Here is an 18,303-nt window from a genome sequence, read left to right as displayed (position 1 = left end):
TTTTCTAATCTTTTTTCTGAAAAATTTTTCAGTTTTGATTTCTTTTCCTGCCAGTCTTTCAGTGAACCTCTTTCGTTGTTGCGGGTGCAAAAGTAGCACCTTTATTTACATTTACAAGCCTTTTTTTTATATTTTTTCCATCTTTTTTATAAGTCACTGGTATCTTGCTTTTTACAAGGTAAAGTTTTTTTCGTGGTTTTATCTTTATTGGGGATTTTGGCGGTTTGGCTTCGCTGTGCCTGATTCTGCCGCGAAGGCACTAAGGCCCGAAGTCTGGTTTTTTCTGTGGTTTTTCTTCTGGAAACGTCTTTTCCTTCGGAAATTTTCTTCTGAAAAACTGATCTCCTAGCCCCGATAGAAGTGGAAATCCTTTTATTTTGGGGTTCAAAATAAAAGATTGAAACGGATAGCGGGATTAAGCTCCTTATTAAAAACAAATTCCAAATCTTTTAAATTCCAAATTCCAATCTTAAAAAGGCTTCGACTTCGCTCAGCTGGACATTACTATATAATATAGTATCATGAATTAAATTTTCTTTATACGTGACGTAGACACACTGCTGTGCGTTTCTACGGAGAATTGGATCTTTAATTTATTCTATACATATATGTATAAAAAATAAACCCGACAGGTTTTTGAAACCTGTCGGGTTATGAGAATGAAATCTACACTCTTATATATATGTATACTTATATATGTATACTTTCGTTTAGGCTGTCGATTGCTTCTTTTGTGATTTGAATGCTTTTTAGTTTTGCCTGATGATCGAAGATTGGGCTTGTTACCATTAGTTCGTCGATTCTGGCGTAGTCGATAAACTTTTTCAAATCAGTTTTTAATTGTTCTTTGTTTCCTGTGAAGGTTCCGGCTGTCATTTGATTGACATGGAAACGTTCTTGTTCGTTCATAATATCATCTAACGACGGAACGGGTGGCTGCAAACCTTTGCGATCGTTTCTAATTAAGTTCAGGAACATTTGATACAAACTTGTAGACAATAGTTCTGCTTCCTTATTTGTATCAGCGGCAATGATATTGACACAGGCCATTGTTTTTGGTTTATCTAGAAACTCTGAAGCCTGGAAATTTTGACGATAAAATTCAAATGCCTGAATCATTAGCTTTGGTGCAAAGTGTCCGGCGAACGCATAAGGTAATCCGTAAGCTGCTGCCAAAGCTGCACTGTCCATACTTGAACCTAGAATCCAAATTGGCACTTTTAAGCCTTCGGCTGGGAACGCGCGTACTTTTCCTGTTTCATTTTCGCTTGAAAAATATTCTTGAAGCTTACTTACATTTTGCGGAAAACGCTGTGCTTGCTCAAAAAAGTCTTTTCTGATTGCTTCTGCAGTTGGTTGATCTGTTCCTGGTGCTCTTCCTAAACCTAAATCGATTCGGTTTGGATAAAGGGTTTCCAAAGTTCCAAATTGTTCGGCAACTACTAAAGGAGAATGATTCGGAAGCATGATTCCGCCAGAACCTACGCGGATATTTTTAGTTTGACTTGCTACATACCCAATTAAAACCACTGTTGCTGTACTCGCAACGTGTGCCATATTATGATGTTCAGCAAGCCAAAATCGCTTGTATCCTAAAGTATCTGCTAATTGCGCTATATCTTTTGTTTTTTGAAATGTTTCTGAAGCGTTGCTATCCTGAGTGATGATAGCGAGGTCTAATAATGAGACTGAAATTGGGTTTTTCATATAAAAAAATGCTAGTCTACAAAATTAACTCATTTATACGGATGCCTTTTGTTTTCTAATGTTAATAGATTTATAATATTTGTAAGTATCTCGAAAAATGTAAATTTTAATAATTAATTATTGTTTTACGATAATTAATTATACATTTGCAATATCAACCTAACTTTTCATTATATGAAGACAACTCATATTGTATCTAGAATATTATTTTATTTTACCCGTTTTTTGTCTGTGGTTTATTTCTTTTTGGCCGGATATTCTGTTTTTACTTTAACAACAGGATTGTTTTTGACATTTAAAGATAGTGGAAAGTATTTTCAGGTTTGTTATCCGTTTACTACTCATCCAATAATGTTAGGCGATTACAATCTGCCGTATATTCTTTTTGATTTTTTGGCACCGCTGAGTTTGTATGGGCTTTTCTTTTTATTGAGCAGTAATGTTTTTAAAGTATTTTTTCAGCCTAAATTATTTACGCAAAATGGAATTTCTCATTTAAGGCGTTTCTATTTATCCAATTTATTAATCCCGAGTATTGTAATATTTGTGGCTTTCTTTTTTGTTCCGCTGGATAATGAAGTTTCGCTATTTATTCTGTTACACGGAATGCTGGGTGTTTTTGCTTACTTTTTAGCGGCCATTTTTAAACAAGGTTTAAACCTTCAGAACGAACAAGACTTATTTATATAACTATGCCAATAATTGTAAATGTTGATGTAATGCTTGCTAAACGCAAGATGCAGAGTAAAGAGTTGGCAGAAAAACTAGATATTACGCCTGCCAATTTATCGATTCTAAAAACTGGAAAAGCAAAAGGAATTCGGTTTGATACTCTCGAAGCTATTTGTAAAATATTGGATTGTCAGCCCGGGGATATTTTAGAATACGTGGCAGAATAGCTTTCTTTTAAATCTTATTTCACTCATAAATAAATCGGTTTTTGAAGCCGACAGGTATTCTATTGCCTAAATTTTTCAAATTATAGTTTAATTCAATCATCAAAATCAATCAAAAAATGAACAGTTTATCAATCAAAAATCTCAGCAAAACGTATGAGAACGGTACAAAAGCGATTGACGATTTATCGCTTGAAATTACAAACGGAATGTTTGGTTTACTTGGCCCAAACGGTGCAGGAAAATCGACTTTAATGCGGACTATTGCCGCTTTGCAGGAACCTACTGCGGGAATTATTGAATTTAACGGAATTAATATTCTGGAAAACCCAATGTTTATTAGGCAAAATCTGGGTTATCTGCCTCAGGAATTTGGCGTTTATCCTAAAATTTCGGCTTATCGCCTGCTCGATCATCTGGCGGTTTTAAAAGGAATCGTTGATAAAAAGGAACGTCACGATCAAATTTTGTATTTATTACAGCAGACGAATTTGTTACAGCATAAAGATAAAGCGGTTCATTCTTTTTCCGGAGGTATGCGTCAAAGGTTTGGAATTGCTCAGGCTTTACTGGGAAATCCGAAAATTATTATTGTCGATGAACCCACTGCGGGACTTGATCCGGAAGAAAGAAACCGATTTAATAATTTACTGAGTGAAATTGGCGAAAGCATTATTGTAGTTCTATCAACTCATATTGTAGAAGACGTTCGCGATTTATGCCCTAAGATGGCAATTATCTCTAACGGAAAATTGATTTTGGAAGGAAAACCAAATGAAGCAATCGATTCTTTAAAAGGTAAAATCTGGATGAAGGCGATTGAGAAAGCAGAACTGAAGGATCATCAATCGAACTTTAATATCATTTCGTCCAACTTAAATTCAGGGAAAATCAATATTCATGTTTTTTCGGATGTACGGCCAGATTCTGGTTTTGAATTGATATCGCCAGATTTGAGCGATGTTTATTTTAGTGTTTTAGCTCAAAATCAACTTAAAAATTAGTGTTATGCTTTCTAAATTAATTCAATTTGAATGGCATAACAACACCAGAAGCTGGACTTTTTATGCCACGTTTATTATTTATTTGGTTTTAGGATTTTTTGTGAGTGCTTTTGCGAACTTTTCTTTTTCAGGTGCTTACAAAAATAGTCCGTATGTATTGACTTATGCGATTGGTCTGATTTCGCTGATGACGATATTTTCGATTACACTTCAAGTCGCACAGGGTTTTTTAAAGGAATATGAAACGAAATTTGATTCGATTATTTTCTCCTCTCCTATTTCTAAGTTTCATTATTTGGCGCCTAAATTTATTACTGCATTTGCAATCGCCGTAGTTTCTTTTGGTATGTTTATTGTCGGAATGATCGTTGGACACCAAATGTCGTGGCTTTCTAAAAGCGAGATTGGTCCTTTTGAAATTATAAATTATCTCTGGCCTTATTTTGTAATTGTGATTCCGAATATTTTTCTGTGCCTTTCTATATTGACCGCTTTGGCGTGGCTTACGCGAAGTAAACTTTTTATTTATGTTGGGGGTTTATTAATTTACATCTTATATATAGCGGGTTCCATTTTTTCTAATTCTCCCATCTTTGCAAATGCTTCTCCGTCTTCGGCGAAAGCCATGTCTTTGGCAGCAAAAATAGATCCGTTTGGGTTGGCGGCTTTTTTAGAACAAACGAGATATTGGACTTCGATTGAAAAAAATACTGAATTAGTTTCACTTTCGGGAAACTTTTTATTTAACCGATTATTGTGGATTTCGGTTTCCTTGCTTTTACTTTTTGTTTCCTATCGATTGTTTTCCTTCCGAAAAACAAAAACTAAAAAGGTTAAAACTTCAAAAACTATTTCAAAAGAAACAAAAATTCTTTCTTCGGAAATTCCAAAAAACATCGAATTCAAAACTTTCAGACATAATTTTGCTGTTTTTAAAAGCAATATCAAGCTGGATATTTTTTTAGTTCTAAAAGGAATTCCGTTTTTATTGATTGTTCTTTTGTTTTCGGGATTATTGGCAATCGAAATTTCGGATGAAATTGATGGCGGAATCCGATTAGCTGAAAAAATTACAGATACGGCTTTAATGATTTCCACGATAATGGATCGTCTGCCGTTTATTCTGATTCTAATTCTCCTTTTTTACAGCAGTGAATTAGTAAACCGAAGCGAAAATTCGAGATTTGAAATGCTCGAAAATACTGCACCGTATTCTCAATTTGTCGTTTTACTTTCGAAATTGACGGCACTTTTTATTATCCCACTAATCATAATCAGCATTAGTATTTTGATTGGATGTATATTTCAGATTGCGAATGCAAATGCTCCAATCGAAATTGGTCTTTATCTTTCTTTGTTTTATTATCTCGGTTTTCCGCTATTGTTGATCTCGATTTTGGTAATTGCGATTCAGACTTTTATTAAAAATAAATATATCGGACTTTCCGTTGCTTCTTTTATATGTCTTCTATTTTGCACCGGAATTGGAGAGCAATTGGGAATTTCTCATCCTTTACTTCGATTTGGAGATGCTTTTAAAAGAGAGTATTTTGACTTGAATGGTTTCGGAAAATATACTTTTCCGTTTCATATTTCGATGTTATACAATTTCGGATTGGCTTTACTGCTTCTTACTTTGACTGGGATTTTGTGGAAAAGAAATGCTTCAATCCTAAAAACCTTTCGAAGAAATTCATTTAATGGCAGTCAGAAAATGACTTTTGCATTGGGAATTATTCTTTTTATTGGTTTTGGAAGTTATCTTTTTTATAAAACGAATATTGAATATCCATATTTGACCGAAGAAGATCAGAATAACTGGAGCGAAAAATATGAAACTCAATTTAAAAAATATACCAATCTTGCCCAGCCCACGATTATTTCTGTAAAAAGTAAAGTCGATTTATTTCCTGAGGAAAATCGTTATGAAGTAAAAGGCACTTATGAATTGATTAATAATTCTGAAAAACCTATTGATAGTTTACTCCTATATATAGATAGAAATTCAAAGTTGACTTCTGTTGAAATTCCGAATTCTAAAAACTTGAACGATGTTTCGGCATTTCATCATTATTGGTATCGATTAGAAAAACCTTTAGAACCTCAGCAGAAAATAAAAATGAATTTTTCTTTTGAGTCTTCGTGGTCGCCATTTAAAGGACATACTGCTTTTAATTCTATAATCGAAAATGGTTCGTTTATGCGAATAAGCCGTTACTTTCCGCTTTTTGGTTATCAGGAATCGAATGAAATCAGCAGTAAAAAAGAACGGGCAAAAAGACATTTGAAACCGCAGGCGCCTCTTAAAAAACTAGAAGACAAATCGGAAATTAAATATGATTTTGTTGATTATGATGCTGTGGTTTCGACTTCTAAAAATCAAACGGCGATTGGCGTTGGAGATTTAATTGGGAATTGGAAAAAAGACGACCGCAATTATTTTCATTATAAATCTAATGGAAAGATTCCGTTTCGATTTGCTTTTTCTTCTGCCGAATATGGAATTCAAAAAACGAATTATAAAGGTATTTCGATTGAAGTTTTTTATGATAAAAGACATTCGAGAAACATTAAAAAACTAATTCAGGATGTAAAAAATACTTTAGATTACTGCCAAAATAATTTTGGAAAGTATCCATACAAAACAATTCGTTATGCCGAAGTTTCTGCTTTCGCCGATGGATTTGCTGCAACTTCTTATCCGTCGACAGTTTTTATGAAAGAGAATTTCGGATTCTACAGCAACCTTAACAACAAGGATAAGGAAGATGTAATTAATCAATTAACGGCTCATGAATTGTCGCATGAATGGTGGGGAAATTCACAAATAAGTCCGGAACAAAAAGAAGGAAGCTGGATTTTAACCGAAACTTTGGCGCAATACACGGAATTGATGTTTTATGAAAAAGAACATGGTTTGGAAAAAGCACTCGAAACTTTAAAAATTCATCTCGATTTATATTTGAGCAGCCGAAGTTATGATCCTGAAACGCCTTTGTATAAAACAAATTACGAAACTTCGCATTTACCTTATGATAAAGGAATGTTGGTAATGCATCAGCTTCGGGTTTTAATTGGTGAAGAAAAAGTAAATCTTGCTTTGAAAAATTTCCTGAATCATTATAAATATCCAAACCCGTTTCCTGATTCTGAAGATTTATTAAAAGAGATTTATGCTGTGACAGATCAAAAACTGCATGCTAAATTAGATGAAATGTTTAAGCAGATTATTACTTATTCTTCAAAAATAGAATCGGTTTTAAGTATTAAACAAAATGGTTTTTATGAGGTTTCTTTTAAAGCGGTTTCTGAAAAATTTAGAGAAAATGCAACTGGAGAAAGAAAACAAATTGCAAACGATGCCACTATAGATATTGGTATTTATGATGAAAACGGAAAGTTGTCTCTTTATCCTTTTGATATCAAAAACAATAAAATTGAAGGCAAAGTTAAACTCAAAACAAAACCTCAACGCATTGTTATTGATCCCTATTTAATGAATATTGATACTTTTATAAAGGACAACGAGAAAGAAATTGATTAGTTTTTTTGCCACGAATTCCACGAATTTCCACTAATATTTTTTTACCACAGATTAAAAGGATTAAAATGATTTTTTGCTTGCCCTAAAGTTTATCCTCAAAATAAATAATCCAAATAATCTTTTTAATCTGTGGCAAAAAACTTTTACCTCAGCTGAATTAAAATCTGTTTGTGAGTTGTTTTTCCGTCGTCTTTAATTTTTAAATCTTTATTTGATTCGATTTCAAATTTTGAAGAAGTATCTATTGCTAATGAAATATCTTGATATCTAAAATTTTCTGGAATTTCAGGCAGTTCAATTTTAACATCAATTTCTTTATTATTTTGTTTGTAATCAACTTTAATTCTGTCTCTTAACCAAATATATTCGTAAACTTCCTGCCACGACGCCATCCAAATGGAATCGTTTCCTTTTACGCCGTATTTATTGGCAAGCGCTGTCATATAGTATTTAAAATCAGGAAAACGCATGCTTAGATTCCACAAGTTTGTATTTCCTGTTCCGTGTGTAAATTCGTTAAACCAAATTTTATTGGGTTCTTTTACAATTGAATCTAAAGTTTTTAAATAGCGATCCATTGTTTTAAAACCGATTGTATCTTTTGAACTCTGCACAAAAGTTCTGGCTGTAATCATTTTATCTAGATTTACTTTTGAATCAACATTAAAAACAGGACCAACACCATAATAAGACGCTACCGAAAAATGTCCGTTATTAAGTGCCTCTTTTTCATATTCCAAATAATATTTCTCATCACCTTCTCCGCCCGGAACCACAAAATGCGACATGGTAAAATCAAGGTTTTGTTTTATTGAGGTTGTATTTTCGGTTACTTCAGTCAAATAATTTGTGCCGTGTTTTGTTGCGTGGTGAAAACCATGATTCAAAATATCCCAGCCAGCATTGTACATTTCTTTAATTTCCGGCCACGAAAGATGTCCGCGGTTTGCCGGTAAATCACGAATTGCGCCGCCGTTAACTGCCAAAGCCAATTTAAACGGAATTTTATTTCCTAATCCGTCTGAATAAAAAAGACCTTTTGAAGTTGTTCCGTCTCCGCCCTGATCGATTTTCCATTCGTTTTTATCCGGATTGCTTATTTTTCCGCCATTCAATAACGGAAAAGCGGTTAAATAAGCAGATCGATATCCATCATCAAGTGTAAAACTGTAGGCGAAATGTTTGTTGAATTTTAAAGAAGCAGGTTTTATTGTGACTTTATTGTCTGATTTTAATTTGATTTTAAAGGAAATAATTTTCGCTTTTAAGGAATCTGTTTTAGTATTAAAATCATTTGCGAAACAAAGTGAAACTGAATTAATCAGGAGAACAAAAATGAATAAAAAAGATTTTATTCGGGAATGTGGTATTTTCATTTTAAAGTTAGAATTAGAGATTCTAAAGATACATATACTTTAAAATAAATTGATAATTGTTGAGTGTAATAATTGAACGCGGATAAAACGGATTCACTTCGTAAAATCAGCGTCTAATTTTAGCCGATTCTAATAACTTTCAAACATTTAAAAAGAATGATATTTCAACACATTAAAGGTATTTAACGAAATATAATAGTTCTCCATAATTCAAAATAGCAGGAAATCCTTTATAATCAATACTTCGCAAAAGGGCATGCAGATTGTATTTTAAAATACAACTAAAAAATCCTGCTATGTATCTATCTAATACAAAAACGATTGTGTTTATTTCGGGAGCTTTTGTGAGCCATTTTTATTGGGAAGAATGGATTGCTTTTTTTGAAAATAAAGGATACAAAGTTGTAGCTCCGCCCTGGCTTCATAAAAATGATTCGGCCTTAAATTTAAGGAAACAAAATCCATGTGTAAAAATTGGATCGATTAGTTTATTTGATCTTTTGTGTTATTATACCGAAATTATTGAGAAACTTCCCGAGAAACCTATTTTAGTGGGACATTCTTATGGCGGGCTTTTAGTACAATTATTGGTTCAGAAAGATTTAGCCGAAGCAGGGATCTGCATCAATTCTTTTCCGCCAAAAGGCTTTACGACTTTAAAGTTTCCCTTTTATAAAAATATTATACCTTTTTCATTCGGTATTTTTTCTTTAAAAAAAACTTTCATTTTAACCTTCGAAAATTGGAAAGCAGCATTTTTCAACATTGCTCCTATCGAAGAACAAAAAAATGAATATGAGAAGTTTATAATTCCCGAATCTAAAAAAGCTTTGCGGAATTTATTTTCAAAAAATGCAAAAATCAATTTCAGGAAAAAACACGTTCCACTGTTTTTTATTTCCTGTTCTGAAGATCAAATTATTTCTCCAAAATTGGTTTATTGGAATTACAGAAAGCATAGAAATCTATATTCTATAACTTGTTACAAAGAATTTAAAAACAAAAATCATTTTGTAATTCTTCAGAACGAATGGCAGGAAGTTGCAGAATCTGTGGCAAAATGGATTGAGAAGGTTACTTAAATTTATTTTATTCTTTGTCTTTGAATCTCGCAAAGTCGCCAAGTCACTAAGTTTTTCTTTTAAAGATTAAATTTTTGCGACTTTGCGAGCAATTTTCGGTGCTAAAAATATTAACTTATTTCCCGCTTAATTTCTAATTTTTTGATTTTTGAGTTTAAAGTTGACGGATGAATATCCAGAATTTCTGCAGCACCGCCGGCGCCTGAGATTTTTCCGTTACATTTTTTAAGAATATATAAAATGTAATCGCGTTCATTTTCTAAAATGGTTTTAATCGAAAATGAATCGGTATTTTGCTGTGCGTGTATTTTGGATGAAGGCGAAAATTCAATTGTTTTAATTGTATTTCCTTCTGTAAGCAATAAAGTACGCTGTATCAAATGTTCCAATTCTCTGATATTTCCCGGCCAGTCGTAATTTGTTATTTGCTGTAAGGCATTATCGGAAAGTGTTGGTACTTTTCGATTCATTCTTTCGCTGTAAACTTTTATAAAATAATCTGCCAGTTCAGGAATATCTTCTTTTCTCTTTTTTAATGATGGAACCATTATTGGAAAAACATGAAGTCGGTAATACAAATCCATTCTAAAACGTCCGGCAGCGACTTCTTCTTCAAGGTTTTTATTCGTTGCTGCAATTATACGAACATCGATTTTTATAGGCATCAATCCGCCGACACGTTCTATTTCACGTTCTTGTAAAACACGCAATAATTTTACCTGAAGTTCTAGCGGCATCTCTCCTATTTCGTCCAGAAAAATTGTTCCGCCGTTTGCTAATTCAAACTTCCCGATTCGCTTTTCTAAAGCTCCCGTAAAAGCACCTTTTTCATGCCCGAAAAGTAAAGATTCGGCAAGGTTTTCAGGAATGGCACCACAGTTTATAATAATTAATGGTTTGTCTTTTCTTGGCGATAAATCGTGAATGCTTTTGGCAATTTTTTCTTTTCCGGTACCGCTTTCGCCTAAAATTAAAACGGAAGTATCTGATGGCGCTACTTTTTTGATGTAGTTAAAAACCGTTACCATTTGTGAACTGTTTCCAATGATGCCTTCAAAACCGGATTTAATGTTTTCTGTTTTTTCTTTTTTCTGCGGAATTTCTTTTGGTTCAACAATTATTTTTTCTGCAGAATAAAAACGGGAAATAAATTGTGAAAATGTATTTTCCAGATTGGATAATAATTTCAGGTTTTCATTTGAATAAACATTGAAATTACGGCTGTAGAAAGTGAAACAAAAACGCTGTGAGGCTGCAATTGAAAGTGGAAAAACCAGATAAGATTTGATTCCGAAATTATGCGAAATAATTCCTTTTATGGGTGCGGCCTGAAAATTATTAATCAACGATTCTTCGCTGTAAATAATTGGTTTTATGTCTATTTGAGATTTTATATAGGTTTCATTTAATTCTCTTATCGATATATCGGCAATTTGCGAAAGCTTCTGTACGCTGATGATTTGATATTGATCGATATTTTTTCGGATGATTCCAAGGTTCGAATATTGTTCTGCATTTACAAATCCAACTTCCAGGTAATCAAAACAAATAAATGTTTGAATTATTTTAGCAAAAGATAGTAAAGCATCTTCGAGTTTTAGGTTTGAATTGATTAATTCTGAAATCTCACTCTTTAAATCTAACTGCTGCATTAACTGAGATTCAAGACTGTATTTTTGTCTGTAAAAAGCAATTTCAAGCGTTGTTAAAATATCCTGTTCCCGAAATGGCTTTACAATAAATCCATACGGATGTGTAGTTTTGGCCTGATCTAAAATTCTCTTACTTGAATTTGCAGAAATAAATATAAAACCGATATTTTTTTCCTTTAAAATATGCGCCAGATCTATTCCGTTTTTATCTCCTTTGAGCATAATATCCAAAAATACCAAATCTGGTTTCTGGGTCTGAATTACATCCAAAGCCTGATCAACAGAACGTACAATTCCGATAACTTTATAGTTTGCTTTTTCGAGAATCAACTGTAAATCATGTGCTTCGATAAATTGATCCTCAACAATTAAAATTTGTTTTTGATATTCATTTTCGTCAGATTGAGGGCTTTTATCAGACAAGGTTCCCATAAATGTAGTATTATTTATATTATAATCTCATAATTCATTGGCATAAAATTAGTTAAATATCGCCAGTAATTTCAGTGTTTTGAAAAAATTAAATCAAAAAAATCACATTTAATGTGAATTTTCTTGATATTTTTCAAAAAAACCACACTTCTTTATTTCTATATTTGTTTACTAAAACCAATCCAAAAAACTAATTTTTAACAAATTATGAAACGACCGCATACTTTCTATTTGATTTTGTTAATTACCAATTCATTATTTGCACAAATAGCCCCTGCCGTTGCTAAATATGATCTTGCTAAAAAAAGACTATTAATACAAAGCTGTTCCACATATTTATTTAATGCCAATCAAGGTGCAATAGATGTTGACAGCGCTGTAGTTGTTGCCTGCAAAGCTTACAAATTGCCTGTTTCATTAAGCTATACTGAAGGTTTTAATGATGGCACAAAATTAATTGGAAGTGAGTTCATAGATAAAGGAAACATCACTTCTGTACTAAAGCTTTTGGCTAAATCAAAAGGTGAAGACCAAATTAAATTATTACTTCAATTAGGGAGTTTTTATCTTTTTAAACCGGGAACAAAACCACAGGATTTACAAAACGCAAAACTTTATATTGATAAAGCAGTTTTGGCAAGTAATCAAAGTAAAATAAAAAAATGGCAGCATCAAAGTTTACTGCTATTAGGCAAATATTATTATCAGGCCAATAATCCGGCAGAAGGAAAAAAAATATTTTTGCAGGTTATAGATGAATGCCGAAAACAAAATGACAAATTAGGTCTTGCCGAAGCTTTAGATGCTTACGGAACTCTTTTATTCAATCTTGATCCCGAAAAAGAAAAAATACTGCAAGAAGCCGTTTCGCTTTATGCTTCTTTAGGTTTAGAAGAAAAGAGAATAGAGAATTACACCAAAATCACGACAATCTATTTTTGGACAAATAAAGTAAATGAAGCTAAAAAAAGATTGTATCAAAATTTAGCTGATTTACGAAAAATTGGTTTTACACATGAGCAATTTGCGGAAACAACAATTGCTTATATTGAAATGGCGATGCACAATATCCCAAACGCATTATATTATGCCCTAAAAAGTGTAAAAAGAATGGATGCTGAAAAGGATTATACTTTTGGTGACATTTTTTATATGCGTTTGGGAGATGTATATAATCATTATGGCCATCACGAAGAAGCCTTGGAATTGTACAAAAAGAGTATCGAAATAGGCCAGCATACTATTGATACCGGCACTTGGTACAAAAGTTTTTATAGTGCTGTAGCAGCTTTATCTCTAAAAGGAAAAACTAAAGAAGCGATTGTTTATATTAATTCAATGACAGAAAAACATCCTCCTAAAAGTACTTTTGATAAAATGTCTGTTGCGTATGTTAAAGCCAATTCTTATGACGAAATAAAGGATTTTGTTAAAGCTGAAAAATACTTTAAAGAAACCGCTTATTATGCACAGCAGTTAAATGGTCCGGAAACTTTTAGGGAAGTTGTTCACGAATATATTATAATAGCTCTTTTTTATATCAAAATAAATAAGCCTCAGGAAGCTAAATTTTATTCTGATAAAGCTGCCGCGCTTTTAAAAAACAATGACAAATACGATTCGCATGCATTACAACTTTTACGGTACAAAACAGACTCGATCAATGGTGATTTTAAAGGTGCGCTAGAACGTTTTAAAGATTATAAAAAAATAATGGATTCAGTTCATGGAGTAGATAAAAACAAACAAATTGACGAACTCAAAATTCAATATGAAACGGCCAATAAGGAACAAAAAATTAAACTTTTAAATGATCAGGATAAATTACAAAAAAGCGAATTGCGAAAATCAAAACTTTTAAATAGTGTTTCTATATGGAGTTTAGTATTGTTACTGGTTGTAATTGCATTATTGTTTAACCGATATCGTTTAAAACAACGAAATCACGCCAAACTTGAAATCAAGGAAAAAGAAATCAACCAGAAAAATATCAATCTGAAACATTTACTGGATGAGAAAGAATGGCTGTTGAAAGAAATCCACCATCGTGTAAAAAACAATCTTCAAACTGTAATTAGTCTGCTCAATTCACAATCGGCTTATTTGGAAAATGATATGGCTTTATCCGCTATAAAAAACAGCCAGCACAGAATTCATTCGATGTCTTTGATTCATCAAAAATTATACAATTCTGAAAATATTTCGACAATCAATATGCCAAATTATATTAAAGAATTAGTCGAATATTTACGAGATTCTTTTTCGCTTGGACAGAGAATTCGCTTTGAAGTAAAAATCGATCCGCTGGAATTAGATGTTGCGCACGCTGTTCCGTTGGGATTGATTTTAAATGAAGCGATTACGAATTCTATTAAATATGCTTTTCCCGAAGATCGAACCGGAATGATTTATATAACGCTTGAAACCAAAGCTGAAAATCAATATATATTGACTATTTCTGATAACGGAATTGGTTTTGATTTGAACCTCAGCAATAAAAAAGCAAACTCTTTCGGAATGAGTTTGATAAAAGGTTTAACGGATGATCTTGACGGAAAATTAACAATGGAAAATAATAACGGAACGATTTTGAAAATTGAATTTTCGCAAGAATTTCCGTTGAATCAAAAAAGGAAAGTGATTTAAAACCTAAATTTGTACCTCAAAATACCAATTCGGTTTTAGCTTATCTGCAAATGACACACAAAATTTTAATTATAGACGACGAAGAAAAACTGAGAAGTCTGCTGGCTCGTATTATAAAATCGGAAGGATTTGAAGTTATCGAAGCCAAAGATTTAAAATCAGGTTTTAAGAAACTCGAACAAACGGATATTGATGTTGTTTTATGTGATGTGAAATTGCCTGACGGAAATGGCGTTGATTTTCTTCAAAACATAAAAGGAAGTTTTCCACTTACAGAAGTTATTCTATTAACAGCTTTTGGAAATATTCCAGACGGCGTTCAGGCGATGAAAAATGGTGCTTTCGATTATATTGTAAAAGGCGACGACAACGACAAGATTATTCCGCTACTTTATAAAGCGGTTGAAAAAGTGCATTTACAGAAAAAAGTACAGCAACTTGAAAAACGCATCAACGATAAATATTCTTTCAGCACTATTATAGGAAAATCGAAAGGGATTGAACAGGTTATTGATCTTGCACAAAAAGTAGCTAAAACAGATTCGACTGTTTTGCTTACAGGAGAAACAGGAACCGGAAAAGAAGTTTTCGCACAGGCGATTCACGAAAACAGCAATCGCGTAGGCAAATCTTTTGTTGCTCTTAACTGTAGCACTTTTAGTAAAGAAATTCTAGAAAGCGAACTTTTTGGTCATAAACAAGGTGCATTTACCGGAGCTTTAAAAGATAAAAAAGGTTTTATTGAAGAAGCCAATGGCGGAACTTTGTTTCTGGATGAAATTGGTGAAATGCCAATTGATCTTCAGGCGAAATTATTACGTGTTTTAGAAACCAGCGAATATATTCCAGTTGGCGACACAACTCCAAAAAAATCAAATTTCAGATTAATTGCGGCTACAAACCGAGATTTAAAAACAGAAAGCGACGAACATCGTTTCCGTTCTGATTTGTATTTTCGTTTGAATATCTTCGAAATTAAACTGCCTTCATTAAGAGAAAGAATAAAAGATATTGCCGTATTGACGAATCATTTCGTTAAACAGTTTTCTGAAAAAACGAATAAAAAAACATTACATATCTCAGATGATTTTCTTCAAAAATTAGAAAATTATTCCTGGCCGGGAAACATCCGCGAACTTAAAAATATCATCGAAAGATCGGTTATTTTGAGTAATGACGATACTCTAACATCAGATGTTCTGCCTTACGAAATGCAGCATCAAGCTGAAAATAACTCAAAACCAATGTCGGCTTTTTCTATGCAGAGTGTTGAGAAACTACATATTCAAAAAGTTTTAAATTATACCAAAGGAAATAAAGCAGAAACGGCTCGATTATTAGAAATTGGAATTGCGACTTTGTATCGAAAGTTGGAAGAATATCAAATTCAATAACAATATCAATGGCAAATTCAAATTACAAGAAAATTACAATTTACCATTAACAATTCACAATTAATAATTAACAATTAATAATTAACCTTATCATTTCAATAAAAGCTTATCATTTTGATAGGCTTTTTTTATGCCTATTTTTTGGCACAAAACTACTTTCCTTTTATTGACAGCACTTTAGCTGTAACTTGACTTTTTCGGAACATATTTTGGCATAGGGAGAGAGAACATTAAAAATTCATTCCAAATGAAAACTCAAGTTACCTCAATCTACAAACAAGCTGAACGGTTTGCCGAAATCACCAAAAAATCAATTATTTCAGGCAATATTGTGAGAGCAAAGAAATGTCTGGCTCTTGCCGAACGTTTGTTTATAACCGGAAGCATCGAAACTAAAAACGCCATTTCTAATGTGTATGTTTTTTCGGTTTCTTCTTTTATGGAAGTACGTCACTGCAATATTTCACATCTTTTTCCACAAACACTTAAAGCGGAATATATCAAACAGGTTAATGCCTCTGGCGTTTAATTGGTTAACTATTTAATCGTTTAATCGCTCCAACATATCTAAAATCTGAACTCTAAAATCTAAAATAAATCCTATGATCACTTTTCTTTTACTCGGGCTGGCCGTAGTGCTGTTTACCATTTGTTTCCTTTCTGTTGAATTTTTTGAAAAAATCTAAATCATGACTGCACTATTTATTATTTCAATCGCCGTTTTCGTGTATTTGGTTTATGTATTAATCAAACCTGAAAAATTTTAAAATATGAATTTTTAGAATTTAAGATTGTCTCAAAGAAATCTAAAATCTAAAATCAACAATCTAATATTAAATATATGAACACAGAATTATTAGGCGTCATTGGTATTTTTATCCTAACCATTGTTTTAGCGATTCCTTTAGGGAAATATATTGCTAAAGTTTTCTTAGGAGATAAAACACTTCTTGACCCGATTTTCAATCCAATTGAAAAATTTATCTTTAAAATCAGTGGTATCAATTCCACTGAAGAAATGAACTGGAAACAACACTTAAAAGCACTTTTAAGTATTAATATGGTTTGGTTCTTTCTTTGCTTTTTTGTCTTATTGTTTCAGGGTTCTTTACCTCTTAACCCGGATAACAACCCTTCTATGACGCCTGATTTGGCATTTAATACTGCTATTTCATTTTTAGTCAATTGTAACTTACAGCATTATTCAGGCGAAAGCGGGGTTTCTTACCTTTCACAAATCGTCTTGATGTTCCTTCAATTTGTTTCTGCAGGTATCGGTATGGCTGCTGCTGCAATGATTTTTACAGCAATGAAAGAAAGAACGACAGAACAATTAGGTAATTTTTACAATTATTTCATCAAAAGCTGTACTCGTATTTTATTACCACTTTCAGCAATTGTAGCTATTGCACTAGTATTTAGCGGTACTCCAATGACTTTTGAAGGAAAAGATGCTATTACAACGCTTCAAGGTGATCATGTAGAAGTTTCTCGCGGACCAGCTGCTGCATTTATTGCCATTAAACATATTGGTACAAATGGTGGTGGTTTTTTTGGAGCCAACTCAGCACATCCATTAGAAAATCCAACTTACTTTACGAATGGAGTTGAGCTTTGGGCACAAATGATTATTCCGTTTGCCATGATTTTCGCTCTTGGATTTTACCTCAACAAAAGAAAATTATCAAATATCATATTTGGTGTAATGACGATCGGATTTCTACTTCTGGTTGTTCCAACAGTTATGAGTGAAATCAACGGAAATCCTGCCATCGAAAAAATGGGCATCGCACAAACAACTGGAGCGATGGAAGGAAAAGAAGTTCGGTTTGGACCCGCAATGTCAGGATTCTGGAGTATTGCTACAACGGTAATTTCTACAGGTTCTGTAAATAGTATGCATGATAGTTCTATGCCAATTTCTGGTGCTATGCAATTATTATCTATGATGGTAAATGCCTTTTACGGCGGATGCGGTGTTGGTATTTTGAACTACTATGTTTTCATTATTCTGGCTGTATTTATCTCCGGATTAATGGTTGGTCGAACTCCTGAATTTTTAGGTAAGAAAATCGAAGCGCGGGAAGTTAAAATTGCTGCTTTTATAGCTATTCTTCACCCTTTATTAATATTAGCAGGAACTGCTTTAGCATCTTATTTTGCTGCGCATGATACTGCAATGGGTTATTGGTTTAACGGAAACGCAACAGGCTGGTTAAACAATCCCGGAAATCACGGATTCTCAGAAATGCTATACGAATACACTTCGAGTGCTGCTAACAACGGTTCTGGTTTTGAAGGTTTGGGAGATAATAATCCGTTCTGGAATATTACTACAGGAATTGTATTACTGCTAAGCCGTTTTATTCCAATCATTGGGCCATTGGCAATTGCAGGTTTATTGGCAGGTAAAAAATACATTCCGGAAAGTGCAGGAACTTTAAAAACCGACACATCAATTTTCGGAATCATGACTTTTGCCGTAATCGCAATTATCGCTGCTTTATCATTCTTCCCAGCGTTGGCTTTAGGTCCATTGGCAGAATTCTTTACTTTAAAATAATATAAAA

The 18,303-nt window shown here is 32.9% G+C and carries 13 protein-coding genes; 10 read left to right on the top strand and 3 right to left on the bottom strand.

Annotation, left to right across the window (positions count from 1 at the left end):
* Window positions 1-690: 690 nt before the first annotated feature.
* The gene (locus J2Y38_RS20890; RefSeq protein ID WP_309846460.1) at window positions 691-1,707 is read right to left on the bottom strand and encodes an LLM class flavin-dependent oxidoreductase; all 1,017 of its coding nucleotides are present in this window, start codon (window positions 1,705-1,707) and stop codon (window positions 691-693) included.
* A gap of 174 nt (window positions 1,708-1,881) precedes the next feature.
* Here J2Y38_RS20890 and J2Y38_RS20885 point away from each other — a divergent pair, with 174 nt between their 5' ends.
* The 4 genes from J2Y38_RS20885 (at window position 1,882) to J2Y38_RS20870 (ending at window position 7,151) form a co-directional block, all read left to right on the top strand.
* The gene (locus J2Y38_RS20885; RefSeq protein WP_309846458.1) at window positions 1,882-2,397 is read left to right on the top strand and encodes a DUF2975 domain-containing protein; all 516 of its coding nucleotides are present in this window, start codon (window positions 1,882-1,884) and stop codon (window positions 2,395-2,397) included.
* A 2-nt stretch (window positions 2,398-2,399) separates the two neighbouring features.
* Window positions 2,400-2,606 (top strand): helix-turn-helix transcriptional regulator, encoded by a 207-nt coding sequence (locus J2Y38_RS20880; RefSeq protein ID WP_012024053.1) that lies wholly within the window; start codon window positions 2,400-2,402, stop codon window positions 2,604-2,606.
* A gap of 116 nt (window positions 2,607-2,722) precedes the next feature.
* Window positions 2,723-3,607: an ABC transporter ATP-binding protein gene (locus J2Y38_RS20875; protein WP_309846454.1), complete on the top strand. Its 885-nt coding sequence runs from the start codon at window positions 2,723-2,725 to the stop codon at window positions 3,605-3,607.
* 4 nt (window positions 3,608-3,611) lie between these two features.
* Window positions 3,612-7,151 (top strand): M1 family aminopeptidase, encoded by a 3,540-nt coding sequence (locus J2Y38_RS20870; RefSeq protein WP_309846451.1) that lies wholly within the window; start codon window positions 3,612-3,614, stop codon window positions 7,149-7,151.
* 143 nt (window positions 7,152-7,294) lie between these two features.
* Here the strand turns inward: J2Y38_RS20870 and J2Y38_RS20865 are convergent, their stop codons facing one another.
* Window positions 7,295-8,527 (bottom strand): polysaccharide deacetylase family protein, encoded by a 1,233-nt coding sequence (locus tag J2Y38_RS20865; RefSeq protein ID WP_309846448.1) that lies wholly within the window; start codon window positions 8,525-8,527, stop codon window positions 7,295-7,297.
* 296 nt (window positions 8,528-8,823) lie between these two features.
* Here J2Y38_RS20865 and J2Y38_RS20860 point away from each other — a divergent pair, with 296 nt between their 5' ends.
* On the top strand, window positions 8,824-9,609 hold the full coding sequence (locus J2Y38_RS20860) for an alpha/beta hydrolase (protein WP_309846445.1): 786 nt from the start codon (window positions 8,824-8,826) through the stop codon (window positions 9,607-9,609).
* Between the two features lie 110 nt (window positions 9,610-9,719).
* On the opposite strand, the gene J2Y38_RS20855 is transcribed toward J2Y38_RS20860, so the two are convergent.
* Window positions 9,720-11,693: a sigma 54-interacting response regulator gene (locus tag J2Y38_RS20855; RefSeq protein ID WP_309846443.1), complete on the bottom strand. Its 1,974-nt coding sequence runs from the start codon at window positions 11,691-11,693 to the stop codon at window positions 9,720-9,722.
* 207 nt (window positions 11,694-11,900) lie between these two features.
* Here J2Y38_RS20855 and J2Y38_RS20850 point away from each other — a divergent pair, with 207 nt between their 5' ends.
* The 5 genes from J2Y38_RS20850 (at window position 11,901) to kdpA (ending at window position 18,296) form a co-directional block, all read left to right on the top strand.
* Window positions 11,901-14,339 (top strand): sensor histidine kinase, encoded by a 2,439-nt coding sequence (locus J2Y38_RS20850; protein ID WP_309846440.1) that lies wholly within the window; start codon window positions 11,901-11,903, stop codon window positions 14,337-14,339.
* A gap of 50 nt (window positions 14,340-14,389) precedes the next feature.
* Window positions 14,390-15,733 (top strand): sigma-54 dependent transcriptional regulator, encoded by a 1,344-nt coding sequence (locus J2Y38_RS20845; RefSeq protein WP_309846438.1) that lies wholly within the window; start codon window positions 14,390-14,392, stop codon window positions 15,731-15,733.
* 247 nt (window positions 15,734-15,980) lie between these two features.
* On the top strand, window positions 15,981-16,262 hold the full coding sequence (locus tag J2Y38_RS20840; RefSeq protein WP_071636641.1) for a hypothetical protein: 282 nt from the start codon (window positions 15,981-15,983) through the stop codon (window positions 16,260-16,262).
* Between the two features lie 160 nt (window positions 16,263-16,422).
* Complete coding sequence (kdpF, locus tag J2Y38_RS20835; protein WP_081909388.1) at window positions 16,423-16,500, top strand: K(+)-transporting ATPase subunit F; 78 nt, start codon at window positions 16,423-16,425, stop codon at window positions 16,498-16,500.
* A gap of 74 nt (window positions 16,501-16,574) precedes the next feature.
* Complete coding sequence (kdpA, locus tag J2Y38_RS20830; protein ID WP_309846436.1) at window positions 16,575-18,296, top strand: potassium-transporting ATPase subunit KdpA; 1,722 nt, start codon at window positions 16,575-16,577, stop codon at window positions 18,294-18,296.
* Window positions 18,297-18,303: the final 7 nt, after the last annotated feature.

This window comes from Flavobacterium sp. 2755 (assembly GCF_031455715.1).
Classification (GTDB): Bacteria; Bacteroidota; Bacteroidia; order Flavobacteriales; family Flavobacteriaceae; genus Flavobacterium.
This window is presented reverse-complemented; position numbering and strand designations above follow the sequence as displayed.